3 protein-coding genes are annotated in these 25,583 nt (G+C 72.3%); all 3 read left to right on the top strand.

Going from position 1 to position 25,583, the window contains the following annotated elements; translation table 11 throughout:
- Positions 1-196 precede the first annotated feature (196 nt).
- Genes ACODS4_RS19965 through ACODS4_RS19955 form a run of 3 tightly spaced genes read left to right on the top strand, consistent with a single transcriptional unit; the run spans position 197 to position 25,574 of the window.
- A complete protein-coding gene (locus ACODS4_RS19965) occupies positions 197-5,068 on the top strand; it encodes an amino acid adenylation domain-containing protein (RefSeq protein ID WP_488866765.1) in 4,872 nt (1,623 codons plus the stop codon).
- Positions 5,065-22,071 carry an amino acid adenylation domain-containing protein gene (locus tag ACODS4_RS19960; RefSeq protein WP_488866763.1) on the top strand — a complete coding sequence of 5,669 codons (17,007 nt, stop codon included), beginning with the start codon at positions 5,065-5,067 and terminating at the stop codon, positions 22,069-22,071. Before ACODS4_RS19965 ends, ACODS4_RS19960 begins: the two co-directional genes overlap by 4 nt.
- Positions 22,068-25,574, top strand: coding sequence for an alpha/beta fold hydrolase (locus ACODS4_RS19955; RefSeq protein ID WP_488866761.1), 3,507 nt, complete (start codon positions 22,068-22,070; stop codon positions 25,572-25,574). The genes ACODS4_RS19960 and ACODS4_RS19955 overlap by 4 nt, the downstream gene beginning before the upstream one ends.
- The last annotated feature ends 9 nt before the right edge of the window (positions 25,575-25,583 follow it).

Raw genomic sequence — 25,583 nt, 5'->3', positions numbered from 1 at the left:
GTCCATCTATGGTTTTTGGCTGTATCCGTAGCGGCTCTTAGGCATATTTTACATAAGAAATATGAATTTCATTTTTATTTTCTGGGTCGATAATATCCGTATTGTATGGATTTTGTAACTATTTCGCGCTTTATGTTTGGGACAAATTCCCTTATTCCGAGAGTCGAGACGGCCAAATCGATCAGAGAGCGGCTCCGTGCACGACACGACATCGCCAGAACAGCCCCCCGCCGTCGCTCTCCCCCCCATGGCGTGGGAAGAGGGCGCGAGCCTGCCGCCGGGAATTGGCGAACGCCCGCTGAGCGCCGTCTGCATCAGCGCCGCCGCCGCGCGGGGCGACGCCCTCGCCGTGCTGGAGCGTGATGGAACCCGACGGCTGAGCCATCGCGCGCTTGATGAACGGATCGGACGCTGGGCCGCCCGTCTGGCGTCGTCAGGGCTGCCATCCGGCGCGCCCATCGGCCTGTGCGCGGTGGCCGATCTGGCGATTCCTGTGGGGTTTCTGGCGATTCTTGAATGGGGCGGGGTGGTGACGCCGCTGGACCCGACCCTGCCCGCCGAACGGCTGAGCGCAATGGCGCAGGGGGTTGGTTGCCGCCTGATCCTCGTCACCAACCACACCCGCGCCCTGTTCGGCGACGCGATTCCGGTTCTGAACCTGGACGATGATCCGGGCGACCACCCGCCGCTCGTGGCTGACGGGGTTGCCGACCCGGATCGGGCGGCTGTGCTCTACCACACCTCTGGCTCGACCGGACGTCCAAAGCCGGTGGCGTTGCCGCACCGCGCCTTGTCCGCCCGCATCCTGTCGATGATGGCGTGGTTCGGCGTCAGCGGCGACGAGGTGGCGTGCGCGGGATCGACGCTGGCCTTCGACCCCTTCCTGCAACAGATGTTCTTTCCACTCTGCGCCGGTGGAACCCTGTGGCTGCCCGACCGTCACACCCAGCTCGACCCAACCGCTTTTTGGGAACAGGCGGCGCGCTTTGGCGTCACTCACCTGAATCTTGTGCCTTCGCAGATCGAGGCGCTGTTGCGCCGTCCACCGTCAGGTGGTCTTCCCAGCCTACGCCGAGTCGTTTTGGGTGGCGAGCGGATGCCCCCCGATCTGCCCGCCCGCATCAACGCGGCGCTGGGGCCGGTCGCCGTCTTCAACATGTACGGCCCGACGGAGGCGACGGTGGACGCCACCGGCTGGCGCGCCGATCCGACTGTGACCGACCGCGACATTCCCATCGGCGCGCCGCTGCCCGGCTGCCGCGTCCGCATTTTGGACGAGCGGTTGCGCCGCGTCCCGGTTGGCGAGGCGGGAGAACTGTGCATCGGCGGCGCTGGTCTGGCGCTCGGCTATCTTGGGATGGAGGAGGCCACGGCCAAGGCCTTCGTCGCCGATCCCTTCGGCGCGCCCGGCGAACGGCTCTACCGCACCGGCGATCAGGCGCGCTGGCTGCCCGACGGCCAGATCGCTTTCCTAGGCCGACAGGACGATCAAGTGAAGATTCGCGGCCAGCGGATCGAGTTGGGCGAGGTCGAAACCGCCCTGCGCGCCTTCCCCAGCGTCACCGCCGCCAGCGTCGGCAAATGGGAGGACGCGCCGGGCGGCGCGGCGCTGGTCGCCCACATCACCGGCGCGCCGGATGTCGAAGGCTTGCGCCGCTGGCTGGACACACGTTTGCCCGCCGCCGCCGTCCCCGCCCACATTCTGACCCTGGACAGCCTGCCGACTTTGCCCTCGGGCAAGATTGACCGCAAATCGCTGCCCATGCCCGCCCTTTCGGCAACCATCCCGCCAACGGCTCCACCGCCTCACGCTTTGGACGCCGCCGCGCTGGAGCGTCGCATCGCCGCCGTCTGGGCCGATCTGCTGGGCCGCCCGACGGTGGATGTCGGAGCCAATCTGTTCGAGATGGGCGCGCATTCCCTGCACGTCCCCCGCGCCTTGATCGCCATCGAGGACGCCACCGGGCATCGGCTGGGCGCCGTCGATCTGTTCCGCTTTCCCAGCGTCGCCGCGCTGGCCCGCCATCTGTCGGGCGATGACGCCACGACGACCGCGCCGCGCCGCAAGCCCCGCCGCCGGGCCGCCGCCGAGAACGGCTCCATCGCCATCGTCGGCATGGCCTTCCGCTTCCCCGGCGCGTCCGACCGCGCCGCCTTTTGGGACCTGCTGATGGCGGGAACCGACTGCGTCCGCCGCTTCGATCCCGCGACCTTGCGCCAGACCGGCGCGCCCGCCGCCCTGGTCGATCACCCGGATTTCGTTCCGGCCCACGCCGCCATCGACGGAACCGACTGTTTCGACCCGCAACCCTTCGGCTACAGCCATGGCGAGGCGGCGGAGATCGACCCGCAGCAACGCATCCTGTTGGAATTGGCATGGCGCGCGCTGGAAGACGCCGCCTGCGAACCGGACAGCGACGGGCCGGTCGGGGTCTTCGCCGGGGTCGGGTTCAACAGCTATCTGGTGGACAATCTGCGCGACCGCATCGGCTTCGCCGGTGGAACCGACCGCTTTTCCACCGTGGTTGGGGCCGACAAGGATTTCGCGGCGACCCGCATCGCCTACAAGCTGGGGCTGACCGGCCCGGCGATGACGGTGAACAGCGCGTGCTCCACCGCCTTGTCGGCGACGGTGACGGCGGTGGATTCCCTGCGCGCCGGGCGCTGCCGGGTGGCGCTGGCCGGGGCGGCGTCGCTGGGCATGTTCTCCCCCCTTGGTCACATCCACGCCGACGGCGGCATCGCGTCCCGCGTTGGGGAGTGCCGTCCCTTCGACGCCGGGGCCGACGGCGTGGTGGCCGGGGCCGGGGCCGCCGTTCTGGTCCTGAAGCGGCTGGACGACGCCCTGGAGGACGGCGACCACATCCACGCCGTCATCAAGGGAATCGGCGTCGCCAACGATGGCGCGGGCAAGGCCGCCTTCTCCGCCCCCTCCGTCGATGGGCAGGCGAGCGCCATCGCGGCGGCGCTGGAGGATGCGGGCGTCACGCCCGACCAGATCGGCTTTGTCGAGGGGCATGGCACCGCCACCCTGCTGGGCGATCCCATCGAGGTCGCCGCCTTGAATCTCGTCTATCGCGGCGGCGCGCCGGGCAGCGCGCTGCTGGGGTCGGTCAAAGGCAACATAGGCCATCTCGACGCAGCATCCGGCATGGCCGGGTTGATTAAGGCGGCACTGGCGCTGGAGCATGGCGTGGTCCCGCCCACCGCGCGCTTCCAGACGGCCAACCCGCGCATCCCCTTCGCCGAGGGGCCGTTCCGCGTCAACGCGCACGCGGAACCCTTCCCCGGCCCGGCGGATCGCCCGCGTCTGGCGGGGGTCAGCGGCTTTGGCATGGGCGGCACCAACATCCACGCCATCCTCGCCGCCGCGCCGCCGGTCCAACCGCCAGCGGAGGTTCCCGCCCCCGGCCCTGTGCTGTTGACCCTGTCCGCCGCCACGCCCGAGGCCCGCGACCAGTTGGCCGACCGTCTGGCCGATCACCTGACCGCGCACGACGTCCCGCTGGCCGACGCCGCCGCCACGCTGGCCCGCCGCCGTCCGCTGCGCCGCCGCCGCGCCGTCGTCGCGTCCAACCCCGCCGAAGCCGCCGAGGCGCTGCGCGCGGGCGGCGAAGCGGATGGGCTGCTGAGCGGCGAAGCCGCTGGCGGCGTCGCCGCCGCCTTTCTCTTCCCCGGCCAAGGGGCGCAACAGGCGGGGATGGCCCGCGACCTTCACCGCGCCCTTCCCGCCTTCCGCGCCGTGATCGACGAGGCCGACCGGATTTTGCGCGGCGGCCCGGCGGAGGGCTTGCGCGCCCTGCTGCTGGCCGATCCCGCCGACGGGCGGGCCACGGCGGCGCTGTCGGAAACGCTGCTGACCCAACCGGCCCTGTTCGTGACCGAATACGCGACGGCCAAGGCGCTGGAATCCCTCGGAATCCGGCCAAGCGCCCTGATCGGCCACAGCGTGGGCGAGTATGTCGCCGCGTGTTTGAGCGGGGTGATGGGGTTTGAGGACGCGCTGCGGCTGGTGGCGGCGCGCGCGCGGCTGATGGCGTCGGCCCCGCGCGGGGCGATGCTGGCGATTTCGCTGCCGGAGGCCGAGGTTCTGCCGCTGCTCGCCCAATGCGGGGCCGATCTGGCGGCGGTCAACGCCCCCCGTCAATGCGTCGCGGCGGGCAGTGAGGCGCAAATCACGGCCTTGGCCCAGATGGTCGCGGCGCTCGGCAAACCGGCGCGGCGGCTGGCCGTGTCGCACGCCTTCCATTCCGCGCTGATGGAGCCGATCCTCGACGCCTTCGCCGAGGAGTTGGCGCGCGCGCCGCTGTCGGCCCCGACCATTCCGATCCTGTCGAACGTCAGCGGCGATTGGCTGCGGGCGGACGAGGCGACCGACCCGGCCTATTGGGCGCGCCATCTGCGCGGGACCGTGCGCTTCGCCGACGGACTGCGCCGGTTGATCGACGCCGACCCGTCCCGCCTGCTGATCGAAGCAGGTCCCGGCGTGACGCTGAGCCGCTTGGCGCGCGGCGCGGGCGCGCCGGAAAGCCGCGCCATCCCCGTCCAACCGTTGGACGGCGGCGACGGCCACGCCGCCTTGCTGACCGCCGTGGGCCGCGTCTGGGTGGCGGGCGGAAGCATCGACCGGCGGGCGGCGGCGGGCGGCTCGCAACGGCGGGCGACCCTGCCGGGCTACCCCTTCGCACCGGTGCGGCTGTGGATCGAGCCGGGGGCCGGAACGTCCCTTGCGACGGACGCCGCCCTGTCGACCAGGCCAGACGCGCCCGTGGTCGGGGTCAGCGCGACGGAGGCGGTGATCGCCGCCCTGTGGCGCGATGTTTTGGGCGTGCCGCAGGTTGGGCCGGACGATGATTTTCTGGCGCTGGGCGGCGATTCCCTGATCGCCGTGCGCATCGCCACCCGGCTGCGGACCCGGCTGGGCTGCGAAGTGGCGGCCAGCGCGCTGTTCCGGGCTGGCACCGTGGCCGGGCTGGCCCGACTGCTGGCGGTGGAAACGCCGCCGGAACCGGATTCCAAAAAACAGAGCGCCGACGAAAACTCGGGTCGTGAGGAGAGTTGGTTGTGACGGGCGACATCAAGACGAACGGCGACGTGAGCATGGACAGCCTTGACGCCTTGCTCGCCGATCTGGCGGCGCGCGACATCCGGTTGAAGACCCAGGACGGCAAGCTGGGCTACGACGCCCCGCCCGGCGCTTTCGACGACGCGCTGAAAGAGCGCGTGCGGGCGCTGCGCCCGACCCTGCTCGCCCACCTCGCGCAACAATCCAGCGCTGCGGCTCCCGTCACCGCGCCTCTGTCTTCGGGCCAAGAGCGCATGTGGTTCCTCAACCGGCTGGAGATCGGGCAGCCCGGCGGGCCGAACGGCGGCTACACCGAGCATCTGGCCTTCGCGCTGACCGGCCCGCTGGACCGCGCCGCGTTGGACCGCGCCCTGTCGGCGGTCGCCGCCCGCCACGGCGCGTTCCGCACGCGCTTTCACGACGGCCCCGACGGCCCGGCGCAAAGCATCGCCCCGCCGACGGACGATTCGCTGAGCGCGCGCGTCGTCGATTTGCGCGCCGCGCCCGAACGGCTGGACCGTGAGCTTGAGAAGGCCGCCCATCGGCCCGTCGATCTGGCGGTCGATCCGCACGTCCTCGTCACCCTGTTCATTGTGGCCGACGACCATCATGTTCTGTCGGTGTCGGCCCACCACGCGGCGTGGGACGGCTGGTCCAACGGCCTGTTCAGCGCCGACCTCGCCGCCGCCTACAACAACGCCCGCGCCGGACGCCCCGCCGCCCTGCCGCCGCTGGCCCGCGACATGGCCAATCTGGCCCGCGCCCAGCGCGCCGCGCTGGCGACGGGCGGCTTCGACGCCGCGCTGGAACGGCTGCGCCGCCTGCTCGACGGCTATCCGACCCAACTGGATCTGCCGACCGACCGCCCCCGCCCGGCGGTCGCCGACGGACGCGGCGCCGCCCTGTCCCTGCGGGTGGAGCCGGAGGACGCCGCCGCGCTGGCCGCCGCCGCCCGGCGGACGGGCGCGACGCCCTACATGGCGGCGCTCGCCGCCTGGGCGCTGCTGCTGGCCCGGTTGAGCGGGGCGTCGCGCCTGTTGATCGGCGCGCCGGTCGCCGCCCGCGAGGGCGCGGACGACGAGGCGGTGATCGGCTATCTGTCGAACACCGTGGCGATCCCGGTGGACGTCGGGGCGGCGGACAGCTTCGGCGCGCTGGTCGCTCAGGTGCGCGACCGCACGCTCGACGTCATGAGCGCCCAGCGCGTGCCGTTTGAAAAGCTGGTGGAGGCGCTGGCCCCGCCGCGTTCGCGCGCCACCACGCCGCTGGTTCAGGCGGTGTTCGCCATGCAGCCGCGCGCGGTTCCCGCCCCGGCGCTGGACGGCCTGAGCGTCGCCGTGCTGCCCAGCCACAACGCGGCGGCGCGCTATGAACTGACGCTCAATCTGGAAACCACGTCCGACGGCGCGCTGGAAGGGCCGTTGACCTACGCGGCGACCCTGTTCGACGCCGCCACCGTCGCCGGGTGGGCCGACCATTTGCGCGCCTTTTTGCGCGACGCCCCGCGCGTCTGGGACGCCCCGCTCGACCGCTCCCCGCTGGTCCCACTGTCCCCGGCGCCGCAAGCAGACGGCTTCGCCACGCAGACCGAACGGGCATTGGCGACGGTTTGGGCGAAATTTCTCGCCACCCCGCCGACCGCGCGGGAGGATGACTTTTTCGTTCTGGGCGGCCACAGCCTGCTGTTGATGCGGGTCATCAACATGGTGAACAGCGGTCCGCTGGGGCGGATCGACTTAGCCCAGGCGCTGGGCGCCACCCGTCTGATGGAGATGGCCGCCCTGATCGACGGCGTCGCCCTGCCCGCCGCGCCGCCGCCCGCCGTTTCCGTCAGCCCCGCGACCGTCGAGGAGCACCCCGCCAACCCCGGCCAAGAGGGCATGTGGCTGACCCGGCGGGACGATGCGTCCACCACCGCCTGGTCGGTGCCGCTGCTGATTCCGCTGGCGCGCTTCGCCGACCCGGCGACGGTGCGCGCGGGACTGGAACGGCTGGCCGCCCGTCACCCCGCCCTGCGCACGACCCTGTGCGAACGCGGCGGCGCGATCATCCAGCGCGTCGCCCCGCCGGGTCCGGTCGATCTGACCATCCACCAGGGTCTGGACGCCGCCGCCCGCAACGCGGTGATGCGGGCGGAGTTGGCCCGCCCGATGGACATGGAACGCGGGCCGCTCTACCGCTTTCACCTGTTCGCCAACGCAGACGGAACGGGCGGATTGTTCCTGACCGCCGACCACACGCTGATCGACGGCTGGTCGCTCGACGTGCTGCGCCGCGACGTGGTGGCCTTGATCGAAGACGCGGGCGGCGGACCACCGCATGACCTGCCGGAGTTGACCTGCACCCCGATGGCGCTGACCGCCCAGCGGCTGGCCGACGCCGCGACCATGGCGGCCAACCGCGCCTATTGGCTGGACGCCCTGCGCGGGATGGAGCTTGGCGATCCCGCCGCCCCCGGTTCCCGCCCGCCCGGCGCGGCCCCGCGCGGGCGCCGCACCCAATTGGATGCGCCCGCCGCGACGATGGCGGCGCTGGACCGCATCGCCAAGACCGGCGGCACGACCCCGACCGTGGCCTTGATCGCCGCCGTCAGCGCCCTGATGATCCGGCTGAAAAGCGACGGGCGCGACGTCTCCGTCGCCACCCCCTTCGTCGGACGCACGGAGACGGAGCACGCCGATCTGGTCGGCTGCTTTGTCGAGGTGTTGCCGCTGCGCTTCTCCGGCGCGCTTGACCAGACCTTCGCCGCGCATCTGGCGGCGGCCCGTCGGACGCTGACCGGCGCGCTGGCCCACCAGACCTACCCGCTGCGCCACATCATGAAGGACATGCTGGACGCGCGCGGCGGCGAACCGACGCCCCTGTACGACGTCGTCGCCGTTCTGGAAAACGCCGAACCGTCGGCGCGCGACTGGTTCGACCCGCTGTTGGGCGCGGGGAAATATGATCTGGCCTTCATCGTCGGTCGGCAGCCCGACGGCGGCGCGCTGCTGACGGTGGAACATGACGAGTGGCTCTATGACGCGGAAGACGCCCGCGCGCTGGCCGCGCGGTTGAACGTTCTGCTGCTCGACGCCGCCGCCCGCCCGGATTCCGCCCTTGGCGACCTGGTCGTCATGCCCGACGCGGAACGCCACCTGCTGATCGATCGCTTCAACCCCGCGCCCAGCGCCTACCCGCGCGACGCCTCGCTTGCCGACCTGTGGCGGCTGGCGGCGTTGGAGCACGCCGACCGCGTGGCCTTGCGCCGGTCGAACGGCGACACCATCACCTACGCCGACCTCGACCGCCGGGCCGACATCATCGCGGCGGCGCTGCTCGCCGCCGGGCCGGTCGGGCCGACCGTGGCCCTGGCGGTGGAGCGCGGCTTTGACGCCGTCGCCGCCATCCTCGCCATTTGGAAGGCTGGAGCCGCCTATCTGCCGCTCGACGCCAAGCTGCCGCCCGCCGTCACCGCCCAATTGATGGCCGACGCCGAGGCCCGCCTGATCCTGACCGACGCCGCCAAGGCCCCCCGGCTGGCGGAAATCCCCGGAACCACAATCCTGCGGCTGGACGCCCTGCCAACCGCCAACAGCCCCGCGACGGCGCGTCCCGCGCGGCAAGACGGCGGATCGCCCGCCTATGTGATGTTCACCTCCGGCACCACCGGCGCGCCGAAGGGGGTGGTCGTGCCGCACCGGGGCGTCGCCCGGTTGGCGTTGAACCGCGAGGTTCTGGATCTGCGCCCCGACGACGTGATGGGGCAGTTGGCCCCGCTCGCCTTCGACGCGACGACGCTGGAACTGTGGAGCGCCCTGCTGAACGGGGCCAGTCTGCGGATTTTTGACGACGAGGAGTTGCTCGACCCGCAAGCGCTGGGCGCCGCGCTGGCGACCAGCGGCGTCACCACCTTGTGGCTGACCGCCGGGCTGTTCAACCGCGCCGCCGACGAAGCGCCGGGGATTTTCAAGACTCTGCGCCTGCTGATGACCGGCGGCGAAGCGCTCAGCCCGCCGCATGTCCGCAAGGTGATGACCGCCTGCCCCGGCTTGCGCCTGCTCAACGGCTATGGCCCAACGGAAAACTCCTGCCTGACCACGCTGCACGCGATCACCGCCGCCGATCTGGACGGGGCGATTCCGATTGGCCGACCGATCAGCGACACCCGCGTCCACATCGTTGACAAACGGCTCAACCCCGTGCCGGTCGGCGTCTGGGGCGAGTTGCTGTGCGGCGGCGACGGGGTGGCGCTGGGCTACGCCGGGCGGCCCGATCTGACGGCGCAATCCTTCGTCGCCCTGCCCTGGAGCGGCGGCGAGCGGGTTTACCGCAGCGGCGACATCGCCCGCTGGCGGCGCGACGGCGTGATCGAATTCGCCGGACGGCGCGACGGGCAGGTGAAAATTCGCGGCCATCGCATCGAAACCGGGGCCATCGAAACCGTGCTGGCCGGGTGCGCGGATGTGCGCGACGCCGTCGTTCTCGTCACCGGCGACGGGGCCGACAAGGCGCTGGTCGCCTGCGTCGCCGCCGACAGCCCGGCGGGCGAGGGCGCGTGGCGGCGGCGCTTGGCCGAACAACTGCCGATCTACATGATGCCCGCGCGCTTCATCGTCGTGCCGACGCTGCCGGTCAACGCCAACGGCAAGCGCGACCGCCGCGCCCTGCTGCCGCTGGTCGCCGCCGTGATGAACGCCGCCACCCCCAACGCCGCCGCCCCGACGCCCCCGACCAACCCCGCCGAGGCGCTGGTCCTGCGCCTGTTCGCCGAGCAGTTCCCCGGCGTCGCGCTGGACGCCGCGTCGGACTTTTTCCACCTTGGCGGCCATTCGATGACGGCGATGCGGCTGTCCGCCCGCTTGAGCGAGGAGAGCGGCGCGCGGGTGTCGATGCGCGCCCTGTTCGCCGCCCGCACCGTCGCCGCCATCGCCGCGCTGCTGCCGACCGCCGCCACCGATTCCACCGGAAAAACGGACGCCGCCATGCCGCTTCCGCCCGTCGCCCGCCTCGTCTCCGAACCCGCCGAGGGTTTTCCCCTGTCCACCGGACAGGAACGGCTGTGGGTGATGCAGCGGCTGTTCCCCGACAGCGGCGTCTACAACGTGCCGCTGGCGTTCGAGGTTGAGGGCGCGTTGGATCAAACCGCGCTCGCCCGCGCCCTGACGGCGCTGGAGGAGCGTCACCACGCCTTGCGGCTGCGCGTCGTCACCGGGGCGGACGGGCGTCCGCGCCAACGGCTGTTCCCGACGGGCGCGCTGGTCGCCGCAGCCGTCGATCTCAGCGCGGAGCCGGACCCCGATCAAGCCGCCGCCGCCCGCCAGATCGCCGAACTGTCCCGCCCCTTCGCGCTGGAGCGGGAGGCCGGGGCGCGCGCCGCGCTGATGCGGCTGGCGCCGAACCGCTGGCGCGTCCTGCTGGTGCTGCACCACGCCATCATGGACGGCTGGTCCGCCGGGATCCTGCTGCGCGACCTCGCCGCCTTCTACGCCGCCGCGAGGGGCGCGCCCGCCACGCCGACGCCAGAACCTGCGGTCCAGTTCCAGGACGTCGCCGCCTGGCAGCGCGACCACGCCGACAGCGCCGAGGGCAAGGCCCTGCTCGCCCGCTGGGTGGAGCGGCTGACCCCGCGCCCCGCGCCGCTCGACCTGCCGACCGACCACCGCCGCCCGCCGGTCAAAAGCTTCCGGGGCGACACCGTCGAATTCACCTTCGACGCCGAACGCAGCGCCGCGCTCGACCGGCTGGCGCGGGCGGAATCGGCCACGCCCTTCGCCGTCGTCACCGCGCTGGTCCAGGCCCTGCTGAACCGGATGACCGGGCAAAGCGATCTGGCGCTGGGAACGCTGGTCGCCGGGCGCGACCGGGCGGAGGTTCAGGACACCGTCGGTTTCTTCGTCAACACCCTGGTGCTGCGCCAAACCATCGACCCGACGGTCGGCTTCCGCCGTCTGCTGACCGACACCCGCGCCACCTGCCTGCACGCCGTCGCCGAGCAGCATTGCCCGTTCGAGGCGCTGGTGGAGGCCGTGGACGCGCCGCGCGATCTGGGCCGCAACCCGCTGTTCGACGTGCTGGTCGTCTGGCAATCCGAAGACGGCGCGCCGCCGGCCCTGCCCGGCCTGACCACCCGCCCGGTTCCGATCTCCTTCCCCTTCGCAAAATTCGATCTGGGATTCCATTTCGGGCGGCGCGGCGACCGCATCCTTTGCCAGATCGAACACAGCGCCGATCTGTTCGAGCCGGAAACCATCGCCGCCCTGTTCGAGCGGCTGGACACGCTGGCCGCCGCCGTGCTGGCCGATCCCGACCGCCGCGTCGGCGGCCTGCCGATCCTGCCCGCGTCCGAACGCGCCCTGTTGGCCCGTTTCAACGACACCCGCGCGCCGCTCGACACCCTGCGCAGCCTGATCCGCCCCCTGCTGGACCGCGTCGCCCAAAGGCCCGAGGCGCCCGCCCTGCTGTGGAACGGCCAACCGCCCCTGTCCTACCGAACCTTCGCCGCGCGGGCCGGGGCGGTCGCCCGCCGTCTGGTCGCCACCGGGGTCAAGCCCGGCGATTGCGTGGCCGTCTGCGCCCCGCGTTCGCCCGACCTGTTGATCGCCATTCACGCGATCCTGATGGCGGGCGCCGGTTACGCCCCGCTTGGGACCGATCAACCGGCGGCGCGGATCGCCGGAATGTTGGAGGATTTGGGCCAGCCGCTGGTGCTGGCGACCGCCGATTCCCGCCCGCCGCTCGACGGGCTGTCCGCCCGCGTCCTGGAGCTGGGCGGGTCTGAGGAGGCGGAACCGCTTGATTTGGGCGGGCCGGACGGCTTGGCCTACACGCTCTTCACCTCCGGCTCGACCGGGCGGCCCAAGGGGGTGGCGGTGGAGCAGCATTCGGTGCTGAACCGCATCTTGTGGATGCAAGGGGCATTCCCCATCGGCCCCGGCGACGTGATCCTGCAAAAAACCCCGGCGACCTTCGACGTGTCGGTGTGGGAGCTGTTCTGGTGGGGCTGGACCGGGGCCGCCGTCGCCCTGCCGCCGCCGGGCGCGGAGCGCGACCCGCAGGCGCTGGTCGAACAGATCGCCCGCGACGGCGTCACCGTGCTGCATTTCGTGCCGTCGATGCTCGCCGCCTTCCTGACCTGTTTGGAGGATGGCCGGGCCGACGTCGGCAAGCTGGCCCGCCTGCGTTACGTCTTCGCCAGCGGCGAGGCGCTGGACCCGGCGCTGGTCGAACGGTTCGACCGGCTGCTGCACCGCCCCTTCGGCGCGCAGCTCCACAACCTCTACGGCCCGACCGAGGCGACGGTGGACGTGACGTGGCAGTCCTGCTCGCCCTGGACCGGCGGCGCGGTGGTTCCCATCGGGCGGCCCATCGCCAACACCACGGTGCATGTGCTCGACCCCAGCGGCGCGCCGACCCCCATCGGGGTGGCCGGGGAAATCCATCTGGGCGGGCCGCAGGTGGCGCGCGGCTACGTCAACCGGCCCGAACTGACGGCGGCGGCCTTCATCGCCGACCCCGCCGCGCCGGGCGAACGGCTCTACCGCACCGGCGATCTGGGACGCTGGCGGCGCGACGGGACCGTCGAGTATCTGGGCCGCATCGACCATCAGGTGAAGGTGCGCGGCCAGCGCGTCGAACCCGGCGAGATCGAACACGCGCTGGAAAGCCATCCGGACGTTGAACGCGCCGTCGTCGTCCCCGTCACTGTGGACGGTTTGACCGAGTTGCACGGCTATGTGTTGACGCGCGGCGGCGGCGTGACCTCGGCGGCGCTGCGCGCCCTGCTGCGCGACCGGGTGACGGAGGTGATGATTCCCGCCCGCTTCTTCCGGTTGGACCGACTGCCTTTGACCAGCAGCGGCAAGCTGGACCGCAAAAACCTGACCGGCGCGCCGCTGGACCGTCCCGCCGCCGCCGCGCCGGTGGAACGGCTGTCGGACGTGGAGGCGGAGATCCGCGCCATCTGGCGGACCATCCTGCCCGACGCCGAACCGGGGCCGCGCGACGGTTTTTTCGAGGCGGGCGGCAACAGCCTGCTGGTGATCCGCCTGCACGAGCGGCTGAACGCCCGCTGGCCCGGCGTGTTCGGCGTCGCCGACCTGTTCGCCTGCGCCACCATCGCCGAACAGGCCAAGCGGGTCGCGCCTACCGCCTCCACGCCTGTCGCCGCCGCGCCTGTCGCAACCACCCCCTTGCCGAACACGGACCGCCCCGCCGCCGCCATGCCACAGATCACCGCCACCGCCGCCGAAGCCCCGCACGCCATCGCGATCGTCGGCATGGCCGTCCGCCTGCCGGGCAGCGAGGATCTCGCCGGATTCTGGCGCGACGTCTCGACCGGCGTGGACCGGGTGCGCCCGCTGCCCGCCGCGCGCGAGGCGGAAACCCACGCCCTGCTCGCCGCGCTGGGGCTGCCGCAGCCCGACCGCTTCCGCGAGGCCGCCTATCTCGACGACGTGATGGGCTTTGAACCGAAGCGGCTGCGGCTGTCGCCCGCCGACGCCGCCTTGCTCGATCCCGAACAGCGGTTGTTTCTGGAGACCGCGCTGCGCGCCCTGGAGGACGCCGGGCGCGGCGGCGCGGCGCTGGACGACGCCCGCGTCGGCGTCTTCGTCGGCGGCGTGCCGGGAACCGCGTGGCGCGACGCGCTGATGCGCGGGGCGGCGGCCAACCGGGTGGAGCAGATCTTCGCGCTGAACGTCGCGTCGAACATCGCCACCCGCCTGTCCTTCCTGCACAATTGGCGGGGACCGGCGGCGTTGATCGACACCGCCTGTTCCGCCTCGCTCGCCGCCGTTCACGCCGCCTGCCGGGCCTTGCGCGACGGCGATTGCGACTGGGCCTTGGTCGGCGGGGCGAAAACCCTGCTGACGCCGCCCGCCGACGGGCAACGCCTGACCATCGACAGCTCCACCGGGCGGACCCGCGCCTTCGCCGAGGGGGCCGACGGAACCGGCATGGGCGAGGGGGCCGTCGCCTTCCTGCTGCGCCCGCTGGCCGCTGCGCTGGCCGACGGCGACGCCATCCATGGCGTGATTTTGGGCAGCGCCGTCAACCAGGACGGGGCAAGCAGCGGCATGGCCGCCCCCAACCCGGCGGCCCAGGCCGAGGTGATCGCCGCCGCCGCCCGCGACGCCCGGATTCCGCTCGCCAGCCTGTCCTACGTCGAGGCGCACGGCACCGGAACCGCGCTCGGCGATCCCATCGAGATCGACGGGCTGACCCGCGCCGCGTCGGCGGAAACCACCGAGGTCGGCTTCGCCGCCATCGGTTCGGCCAAGGGCAATTACGGCCATCTCGACGGCGCCGCCGGGGCGCTGGGGCTGGCCCGCGCCCTGCTGTGCCTGATCCACGACCACGCCCCGCCGCAGCCCTTCTTCGACGCGCCGAACCCGCGCATCGACTTCGCCAAGGCCCCCGTCGCCGTCGCCCGCGCGCTGACGCCGCTGGCCGACCGGGGCGGCCCGCGCCGCGCCGGGGTCAGCGCCTTTGGCCTGAGCGGCATCAACGCCCATGTGGTTGTGGAGGCCGCGCCGCTCGTCGTCCGCCGCGCCCAATCGGCGGAGGGCTGGTTCGCCGTCGGCCTGTCCGCCCCCGACGCCGACAGCCTGCGCGGCTACGCGGGCGCGCTGGTCACGGCGCTGCGCCGCCACCCCGATTGGCCGCTGGCCGACGTCGCCCGCACCCTGACCGACGGGCGCGACGCGCTGGACGCCCGGCTGGCGGTGTGGGTGCGCGACCGGGGCGATCTGATGGCCCGGCTGGCCGTCTTCGCCGCCGCGCCCGACGCGGTGGAGGGGCTGGCGCTGACCGGAACCGCCGCCCGCGCCAACGGCGCGGAGGCTCATTCCGTCCTGCATCGTGACGAAAGCGCCGCGCTGGCCGCCGCGACCGCCTTCGTCGGCGGCGCGCGCCTGCTGTGGCCGCAGGACATTCCGACCGGACGGGTTCATCTGCCCGCCGCCCCCCTGGCCCGCCGCCGCTGCCTGCCCGACCTGTTCCCCGCCCCGGCGCTGGTCGCCGCTCCGGTCGGTCTGCTCGCTCCGGCGGTCGTGACCCAGCACGGGCGTTTCCACCCGGTGGACGCGCACGCCGACCGTTTTTGGCCGGTCGCCGACCATCGGTTGGAGGGCGCGCCGACCCTGGTCGGCATGGGCTTCCCGGCGCTGGTGGCCGAGGCGTTGGCCGACGGCCCCGTCCGCATCGACGATCTGCGCTGGATCCGCCCGCTGCGCCCGGCGGAGCTTGCCCCCGGCACGGTGACGCTCACCATCGCCGACGACGGCGCGGCGACGCTGACCGGGCGGACGCTCGACGGGCGTTGGCAGACCTTCGCCAAGGCGACCGTCACGGCGCAACCGACGCTGGCCGCCGACACGCTCGACCTCGCCGCCCTGGCGGCGCGCTGCGCCCCGTCCGGCGACGTCCCGCCCTTCCAAAGCAAGAACGACGTGGTCGAGGTCAGCGCGCGCTGGAACTGCCTGGAGCGCGTCGCCCCTGGTTCGGGGGAATCGCTGGCCTGGCTGCGCGCGCCGTCGGGCGACGAGGGCGTGCGCCTGCACCCCGGCTTGCTCGACGTCGCCACCAGCCAAGCGCTGGAAGAGGGCGGCATGGTGCCGACCGGCTGCGGGAGCATCCTGATCCATGGTCGGCTTCCCGCCGATCCGGTCGCCCACGTCACCCGCCGCGCGACCGCCGACGGGGCGGAGGCCGACATCCATCTGGCCGACCGCGACAGCGGACGAATCGCCGTCAGCCTGCTGGCCCTGCGCTGGACCCGGCTGACCGGCGCGCGGACGACGGGCGACCTCACCCCGGCCCTGCCGGTGTGGGAGGTAGCTCCCTTGACCGCCGCCGATCCCGGCGGGCCGGTGGTTTTGATCGGCGAAGGCCCGCTGGCCGACCGTCTGGCCGCCCATCTCAACGCCGCCGGGCGTCTGGCCGCGCGTAGCGGCAGCGCCGCCCCCGACGCCGAGACCCTGGCGCGCATTGGCGGCACCGATCACCCCGCCATCCTCTTCGTTCCCGCCAGCGGTCCCGACGCCGGGGCGCGGGCGGCGGCGGCGATGCGCGCGGTGTTGGCCGCCCTGCGCCACCCCACCCGCCTGTTGGCGCTGGGCGAGGGGGCCTTCGCGGCGGAAGCCGCCGACGCGCTCGATCCCTTCCAGGCGCTGATTTACGGCGTGGTCGTCTGCGCCGCCCAAGAAGAACCGATGCTGACCGCCCGTTACATCGATTGCGACGACGCCATCGGCCCGGCGGCCCTGCTGGCCGAACTGGCGGTTCTCGAACGCAACCCACGCGCCGTGGCGTGGCGGCGGGGTCGCCGCCTGATCCGTCATTTCCACCCCGCCGACGCCAAGGCCGAGGACGCCGCGTGGCCGACCTCCGGCTGCTGCGTCGTTTCGGGCGGCACGGGCGGGTTGGCGTTGATGCTGGCCGACACATTGGCCGCCGGGGGCAAGGTCGCCTTGGCCCTGCTGTCGCGCGGCGGCGAGCCGACCGGCGACGACGTCGATTCCATCCGGCGGCGGGAGTTGCTGGAAGCGATGCGCGCCGCCGGGCTGCGGGTCGCCGTCCACGCCTGCGACGTCGCCGACCGGGCGGCGCTGGCGGCGACGCTCGCCCGCGTTCGTCACGAAATGGGGCCGATCACCGCCGTCGTTCACAACGCCGGGGTCGCCGACGGGGCGTTCCTGGGCAGCGGCGAGCGCGCCGTCGCCGCATACGTCAACGCGCTGACCGCCAAGGTTGAGGGCGCCCGCCTGCTCGACGAGCTGACCGCCGCCGACCCGGTGGAGGCCTTCGTCCTGGCCGGTTCCCTGACCGGGCTGACCGGCGGGGCAGGACACGCCGCCTACACCGGGGCCAACGCCTTCCTCGACGCCTTCGCCGCGCAGCGTCGCCGCCGGGGCAAACCGGCTTTGTCCATCGACTGGTGCGGCATCCGCGAGGTCGGCATGGCCGCCCGTCTGCTGAAGGGCCGCAGCGTCGGCGTGGACGCCGGGGCCGCCGACGTCGGCCCGCTGCTGCGCCGCGCCCTGGCGACGCAAGCCCCGCAGGTCGCCATCCTCGACCCGACGATCAAGGCGGCGCTCGCCCCGCAAAACGCGCCCACCCCAGAGGCGCCCGCCGTTCCGGCTCAGAACGCGCCCGCCCCGATCACGTCGGCGCGGAGCGGCGTCAAACGCGCGGGCGGCGCGCGGGCGTTGGAGGCTGCGCTCGCCGCCGTCTGGGCCGACGTGCTGGGCTATGAGACGGTCGCGTCGGACGATGATTTCTACGCGCTGGGCGGCGATTCCATCGGCGGCATGCAGATCGTCGAACAGGTGGTCCGCGACCTTGGCCAGATGATGACGCTGGTCGATCTGTTTGAGACGGGGACCGTCGCCAAGCTGGCCGAACGGCTGCGCGGCCGCGCCGCCGAACTGCGCCCGCAAGGAAACGGCCTGCGACCCGCCCCGCAGCGCGACCGCTACCCGGTGGCGTGGGAGCAGTTGGCCGTGCTGCGCGCCGAAGCGGCGGCGGACATGGGAACCGCCTACAATCTGCCCAACGGGCTGCATCTGCCGCCGGACGTGGACATGACCCGGCTGCGCGCCGCGCTCGACGCGCTGGTCGCCCGGCACGAGATCCTGCGCACCCGCCTGTTCCCCGCCGCCAGCGAGGCGGACGAGCCGACCATGGCGATCCTGCCCCCCCGCCCGGCGCGGATCGAGGAGGTCGATTGCCCGACGGACGAGGGGCTGTTGCAGACTCTCAACGCCGCCGTGCGCCCGTTCGCGCTGTGGACGGACGAACCGCCGACCCGGATCCTGCTGGGCCGCGTCGCCGGAAAGCCGCGCGCGGTGCTGCTCGACGTTCACCACTCCCTTGCCGACGCCTTCAGCATGGAGGTTCTGCAAGCCGACCTGATCGCGCTGTATGACGGCGCCGCCCCCCCGGCCCCGACCATCCAGTTGAAGGATTACGCATGGTGGAGCCGTTCGGGCGAGGGGGCCGCCGCGCCTGAGGAGGCGCGCGGCTATTGGCTGGACCGTTTCAAGGGCGCGTTGCCGGCGCTGGACCTGCCCGCCGACCGTCCCCGCCCGGCCCGCCACACCTGGCGGGCGGAAACCACCGAGTTTCCCATCGCCTGGGACACGGTCAGCCGTCTGCGCGCCTTTGCGGCGGAACGGCGGACGACGCCCTTCGCCGTGGTCACGGCGGCCTGGGCCTTGCTGCTCGCCCGCTACGCCCGTGTTGAGGATCTGGTCTTCGCCGTGCCGGTGAACTCGCGCGAAGGCGCGGCGATGGCGGCGATGACCGGCATGCTGGTCTCGCTGCTGCCGCTGCGGCTGGGAGTTCGCGCCGAGGACACGGTGGCCGACCTGATCCAACGCACCCACGCCGCCCATTCCGAGGCGATGCGCCACCGCGCCTATGGCCTGGGGCGGCTGCTGGCCGATCTGGCTCCGCCCGCCTCGCCCGACCGGGCGCTGTTGTCGGAGGTCACGCTCTCTTACATGAACTTCGCCGAGGGGGCCGGGCAAACGCGGGTCAAGGACGGGTTGACGCCCTTCGGGCTGGCCCGCCACGACGGCAAAAGCGACCTTGGCCTCTATGTCCGCGACCTGCCCGACCATATGGTGATGGCGGTCGAGTATTACGCCGACCTGTTCGACCGCGACCGCATGGAGCGGATGGGCCGTCATTTCCGCGCCCTGCTGACCGCCCTGGTCACGGCGCAACCCGACGCCCTGGCCGCGAGCCTGCCGCTGACCGACGCGGAGGAGCGCGGATGGCTCGCCGCCGTCGGCGTCGGCCCCACCCCGCCGCTGCCGCTGGAGCGCGGGTTGTTCGGCGCGCTGGCCGACCGCGCGGCGGCCAACCCCGACGCCCTCGCCCTGGTTGGAAGCGATGGCGCGGTGAGCTACGGCGACCTGCTGCGCCGCGTCGCCGGGGTGTCCCGCGCGCTGCGCGACGCCGGGATCCTGTCCGGCGACCGCGTCGCCCTGCATGTCGAACGCGACGCCAACGCCATCCTGCTGCTGCTGGGCTGCGTGGCGGCGGGGGCCGTCTATGTCCCGCTCGACCCCGCTTACCCCGCCGAGCGGATCGGCTGGATCCTGGAGGATTCGGCCTGCCGCGCGGTGATCGCCGACGCCGCCGGACGGGCGGTTCTGGCCCAGCTTCACGCCAACCCCGAACGCCGCGTCCTGTCAGCGGAAACGCTGGCCGGGCTGGTCGCCGACAGCCTGACCCGCCCGCCCGCCAGCGGACCGGCCTATGTGATGTACACCTCCGGCTCCACCGGAACGCCCAAGGGTGTCGTGGTGGGGCAGGCGGCGATTTTGCGGCTGGCGCTGGGCGGCGGCGATCTGACGATCACGGCGGACGACCGGGTGATGCAGACCGGGCCGCTGGCCTTCGACGCCTCGACCTACGAGATTTGGGCGACCTTGCTGAACGGCGGCCGCCTGTGCGTGGCCAACCGCGAGGAGGTTCTGGATCCTGCGGCGTTGTCCGCCGCCATCGCCCGCCATCAGGCGAGCGTGCTGTGGCTGACGACCGGGCTGTTCAACCGGCAGGTGGACCCGAACCCGCACAGCTTCGCCAACCTGCGCCTCGTGGTGACGGGCGGCGAGGCGATGAGCGCCCCGCACGCAGCGCGCGCGCTGCGCGCCTGCCCCGGCGTGATCTTTCTCAACGCCTATGGGCCGACGGAAAACACCACCTTCACGACGTTGCGCCACATCAGCGCCGCCGATGCGACGCCGGGGCCGGTTCCGTTGGGCCGTCCCATCGCCCACACCACCGTCCGCATCGTCGAACCGGGCGGCGCGCCGACCCCGACAGGGGTGTGGGGTGAAATTCTGCTGGGCGGGCTGGGGCTGGCCGAGGGCTACCTCAACCGCGCCGACCTGACGGCGGATCGCTTCGTCACCGACCCGCTCAGCGGCGAACGCCTCTACCGCACCGGCGATCTGGGACGCTGGCGCGCCGACGGCGCGTTGGAGTTCGGCGGGCGGCGCGACGGGCAAATCAAGCTGCGCGGCTACCGCATCGAGCTGGAGGAGATTGAAAAGGCGCTGAACAGCCATCCGGCCATCGCCGACAGCGCCGTTCTGTTCCGGCCCGACCCGACGGGCGACGCCGAGGCCGACGGCGCGCTGGTCGCCTGCGTCCAACCGCAGGGCGAAGCCCCCAGCGCGGCGGCGCTGCGCGATTGGCTGGGGCGGCGCCTGCCCGCCTACATGACGCCGCGCCGCTTCGTCACCGTGTCGGCGCTGCCGGTCACGGAAAACGGCAAGATCGACCGTCGCCAGCTTGCCGCCGCGCTGCCGCCGCTGGAGGCCAACGACGACGACGCGGCGGGCGATCCGCCGCGCAACGGGGCGGAAACCCTGGTCGCCGAGGTGTTCAGCGCGGTGTTCGGGCGCAAGATCGCCGACCGCGACGCCAATTTCCTCGATCTGGGCGGTCATTCGCTGCTGGCGATCAAGGTGGTGAACCGCATCGCCCAGGCGACTGGGGTGCGGCTGTCGATGCGCGGCTTCTTCGCCGCCCCGACCGTCGCCGGTCTGGCCGCCCTGATCGACGGCGAGGCGGAGGCTGGCGACGACATCGTTCCGGTTCCTGACGCCCCCAGCCACCCGGCCAGCCACGCCCAGGCGCGGCTCTATCTGGCCAGCCGGATGGAGGGGGAATCCGCCGGGGGCGGGGCCGCCTACAACATCACCTTCGCCCTGCCCTTCGGCGGGCCGCTCGACCTCGACGCGCTGCGGATCGCGTTGACCCGCCTGACGGAGCGTCACGAGACGCTGCGCACCGGCTTCATCGAAGAGGACGGGGCGATCCGCCAGCGCGTCGCCGCCAGCGCCGCGCCGCCCCTGGCGGTGGACGACCTGTCCGCCAGCTCCGACCCGCGCGGCGAAAGCCTGCGTCTGGCCCGGCGCGAGGCGGCTGCCCCCTTCGACCTCGCCGCGCCGCCGCTGCTGCGCGCCCGCGCCATCCGCATGGGGGCCAGCCTTCTCGATCCGAACAACAATGTTGCGGGCGAAGGCGAGGGCTGGCTGGTCCTGCTGGTGCTGCACCACATCGTCGGCGACGGCTGGTCGTCGCGCATCCTGCTGCGCGAGTTGAGCAGCCTGTACCGCGCCGCCCGCCCCGGCGGCGACGCGCTGGCCCCGCTGCCCGCCCTGCCGGTGGCCTACCGCGATTTCGCGGTCTGGCAGAACCGCCGGGACTGGACCGACGCCGCCCGCCATTGGCGTTCGATCCTGTCGGACGCGCCGGACAGCGTCGCGCTGCCCGCCGACCGTCCGGCCCCGGCGGTCCAATCGCATCGGGGCGACACCATCAGCCGCAGCCTGCCCGCCGCGCTGACTCAGGGCTTGGCCGCCTACGCCCGCCAGCGCGGGGCGTCCAGCGCGTCCGTCGCCTTGGCGATGTTCGCCGGGCTGCTCTACCGCCTGACCCGCCAGGGCGATCTGGTGATCGGCTTCGGCGTCGCCGGGCGCGACCGGGCCGAGGTGGAAGGGTTGATCGGCTTCTTCGTCAACGTCCTGCCGCTGCGCGTGCGCATCGGCGACGAGACGGAGTTCGGCGCGCTGGTCGATCAGGTCCACGCCGCGATGATGGCGGCGATGGATCATCGCGACTTCCCGTTCGATCTGCTGGTGCGCAGCGTCGCCCCCCGCCGCGTCGCCAACCGCCAGCCGCTCATCAACGTGGTGTTCGAGTATCAGCGTTTTGAGGATCTGGACGCCGACGCGGCCTGCGCCGACGCGCTGGGCGACCGCCTGTTCGGCGGCGGGCGCCCGGTCGATCCGGCCTTTGGCGGGGCCTTGGAAGAGGCCATCCGCACGCCGACCGCCAAACATGATCTGCTGCTGTTCCTGACCGAACGGCGCGACGGCGGAACGCTGACCCTGGAATACGACACCGACCTGTTCGACCGGGCCACGGCGGAACGCTGGCTGGCCTATCTGGAGCAATTCGCCTCGATGGTTGTGAACCACGCAAACAAGGATGCCGCCGAATGAGGATCGCCGATTTCGTCTTTGACGCCAGCGCCAAGCCGACGGCGGCCCCCGTTTCGTCGGCCTCCGCCGCCGTCCACGCCCCATCGACCGACACCATCGTTTCGCGCGTCGCCGCCTGGGCCGCCCGGCGTCCCGACGCCCCGGCCCTGGTGGACGAGGTTGGATCGACCAGCTACCGCGCGCTCGACCTGTGGTCCAACCGCATCGCCCAATGGCTGACCCGCGAAGGGCTGGCGCGCGAGACCCGCGTCGGCGTGATGATGGGCCGCCAGCGCGGCGCGCTCGCCGCCATGGTCGGCGTCATGAAGGCGGGTTGCGTCTATGTCCCGCTCGACCCCACCCAACCGCTCAGCCGCCGCCGCGCCCTGATCGACGCCGCCGGGGTCGAGGCCGTCGTCACCGAGGCCGCCGCGCTGGGCGACCTGCGCAGCCTGCAATGGCGCTGCCCAACCCTGCGCCACGGCCTGTGCCTGGACGCCGACGACGCCGAGCGGGTGATCGAAGCGCCGGGCGTGATGATGTCCACCGAGCTGTGGGACCATCTGGCCGGGGAGCAGGCCGACGACGCCGGGGCGGGCGGCTGGAAAAGCGCCTTCACCGGGCTGCCGATTCCGGGCGAGGCGCTGGCCGCCTTCGGGGCCAACGCGCGGGCCAAGACCGCGCCGCTGCTGACCCCGTCGTCGCGCGTGCTGGAGGTCGGCTGCGCGTCGGGCTTCACCATGCGGCACGTCGCGCCGCTGTGCGGATCCTACATCGCGTCGGACATCAGCCGCCTGAACGCCGAGCGGGTGGAGGCCAACGCCCGCAAGCTGGGGCTGGCCCACGTCGCCGGGCGTCATCTGACCTCGCACGACATCGACCTGTTGGAGCCGGGCAGCCTGGATCTGATCGTCTTCAACAGCGTGATCGAAAGCTTCCCCGGCTTCGGCTACCTCGCCGACATTCTCGACAAGGCGGTGACGCTGCTGGCGCCGGGCGGGTCGCTGTTCCTCGGCAGCCTGTGGAATCTGGAGCGTAAGGACGATTATCTCGCCGATCTGGCCGCCTTCGCCCGCGACCACGCCGGGCAGGGTTACGCGACGCGCCTGGATTTCAGCGATGATTTCTTTGTTCCCCCCGCCTTCTTCCGCGATTGGGCGGCCAAGCGGGCGGAAAAGCCCTCGCTGGAATTCTCCGCCATCGACGCGCCGGGCTTCGACCCCGCCCCCTACGGCTTCGATCTGGTCATCCGCCTGGATGGCCGGGGCGAGGGCGCGCAGCCCTGCCGCCATCTCGACGGGCGCCGCGCGCTCGACAGCCTGCCGGACAGCCCACCCGCCGTCACGATCACGCCCGACCAGGGCGCCTATGTCATCTTCACCAGCGGCACCACGGGAACGCCCAAGGGCGTTCTGGTGGAGCACGCCCCGCTGGTCAATCTGGCCGACGCCATCGAACGGACGCTGTACGAGCCGCTGGGGCAAGGCGATCAACTGGCGCTGAACTGTATTTTCGCCTTCGCCTTCGACGGGTCGATGCATTCCATCGGCACGGCGCTGCTCAACGGCCACGCCCTGCACATCCCCGGCGAAGAGACGCGCCGCGACCCCGCCCGCCTGCATGCCTTCATCGAGGCGCACGAACTGGACGTCTGCGACGGCACCCCCAGCCTGTTCGCCATGCTGGTCGATCACTGGCACGACAGCGGAACGGCGACGTCGGTCCGGCTGGCCATTTTGGGCGGAGAGCCGGTGAAGGCCGAGATGCTGCGCCGCCTCTACAGCCTGCCCGCCCACGGCGACCTGAAAATCGTCAACCAATATGGCCCGACCGAAAGCTGCGTCTGCGCCACCCAGCACATCATGACCGCCGTCAATTGGGCCGAGCATCTGCCCCCGCCCATCGGCCTGCCGCTCGACAACATCCTGGTCAACCTGACCGACGGGGCCGGGCGGTCGGTGCCGGACGGCGTGCCGGGCGAAATCCGCATCGGCGGGCACGGGCTGGCACGCGGCTATCTGAACGACGCGGCGCAAACCGCCAGCCGTTTCGTCACCGACGAGGCCGGGGAACGCTGGTATCGCACCGGCGACATGGCCCGCCGCCTGTCGAACGGGCTGCTGCAATTCCTGGGGCGCGAGGACCGGCAGGTCAAGATTCGCGGCTACCGCGTCGAACTGGGCGAGGTGGAGGCCAAGCTCGCCGCCCATCCGCTGGTCGGGCGCGTCGCCGTGGTCGCCGCCGACCCGCGCGGCGACGGCGACAAGCTGCTGGTCGCCTATGTCGTGCCGCGTCCGGGCTTCGACCCGGCGCAGGCGCGCGCCGATCTGGACGCCGCCATGCCCGCCTGGATGATCCCGTCCTGGCTGGTCGCCATCGACGATTTGCCGATGACGCCGAACGGCAAGCTCGACGAGCGCCGTCTGCCGCCGCCCGCCGAACTCAACGCCCACCCGAACCGGACCCGCCGCCCGCTGGCCACCGACGCCGAAAAGCGGTTGGCGGCGCTGTGGACCCGCATCCTTGAGATCCCGGTCGAGGATGGCGAGGATGATTTCTTCGCCATGGGCGGTCACAGCGTGCTGGCGGTGCGGCTGCTGGCGGCGGCGGAGCAGGAATTCGGCGTCCGTCTGCCGCTGGCCGAGCTGTTCACCAGCCCGACCATCGCCAGCATGGCGGCGCTGATCGAACGGCGCGGCGGCGAGTCGGATTGGCATCCGGTCGTCGCCGTCAACGCGGGCGGCGCCCGCGTGCCGCTGCTGTGCTTCCACCCGGTCGGCGGCAACGTGCTGTGTTACCGGGAATTGGCCGAGGCGCTTGGCCCCGACCAGCCGGTCTACATGGTGCAAAGCTATGGCCTGGAGGAGGGCCAGCCGCTCCACGCCTCGGTCGAGGCGATGGTCGCCGCCTATCTCGCCGCCGCCAAGGGCGTCGTTCCCAACGGGCCGGTGGCGGTGGCGGGCTGGAGCTTCGGCGGCTTGCTGGCCTGGGAGGCGGCGTGCCAGTTGCAGCGGGCGGGCGTGGACGTCCGCGCCGTGGTCGTGCTGGACGGCGTGGCGATTCCCGACGTGGTGCGCGACCTGCTGCGCAAGGACGAGTCGGACTATCTGGCCGCCCTGTTCGACGAAATGGGCCTGTTCGACGCCGAAACCCTGCGCCCGCTGACGCCCGAACAGCGGCTCGACCTGATCCTGGAACGCGGCAAAGGCGGCCATTTTCTGCCCGACGGCATGGACCGCGCCGGGATGCGCCGCCTGATGGCGCTGTTCCAAAACAACGGCTTGGCCGCCGTGCGCTATCGCCCGCGCCGCTTCGATGGCAAGCTGCTGCTCGTTCGTCCGAAGGTCGAGACCAAGCAGGCGCCCGGCGTGTCCGGCGACCCGCTGAACGGCTGGGGGCCGTTGCCGTCGGGCGGGGTGACTCTCCGCTGGATGGAAGGCACCCACGGTCAAATGCTGGTCAAACCCTGGCTGGACGAACTGGCGAAGTGTCTGCGGAGCTGGTTGGATGCGGTCAATGGGTGATTGGGCGCG

This window comes from Azospirillum sp. FG154, from assembly GCF_057809575.1.
Note: the sequence above shows the minus strand (reverse complement) of the source record. Positions and strands in the feature narration are given on the sequence as shown.

Bases quoted from the DNA above. Each gene is read 5' to 3' on its own strand.
- ACODS4_RS19955 (WP_488866761.1), top strand. From the start codon at position 22,068: ATGAGGATCGCCGATTTCGTCTTTGACGCCAGCGCCAAGCCGACGGCG.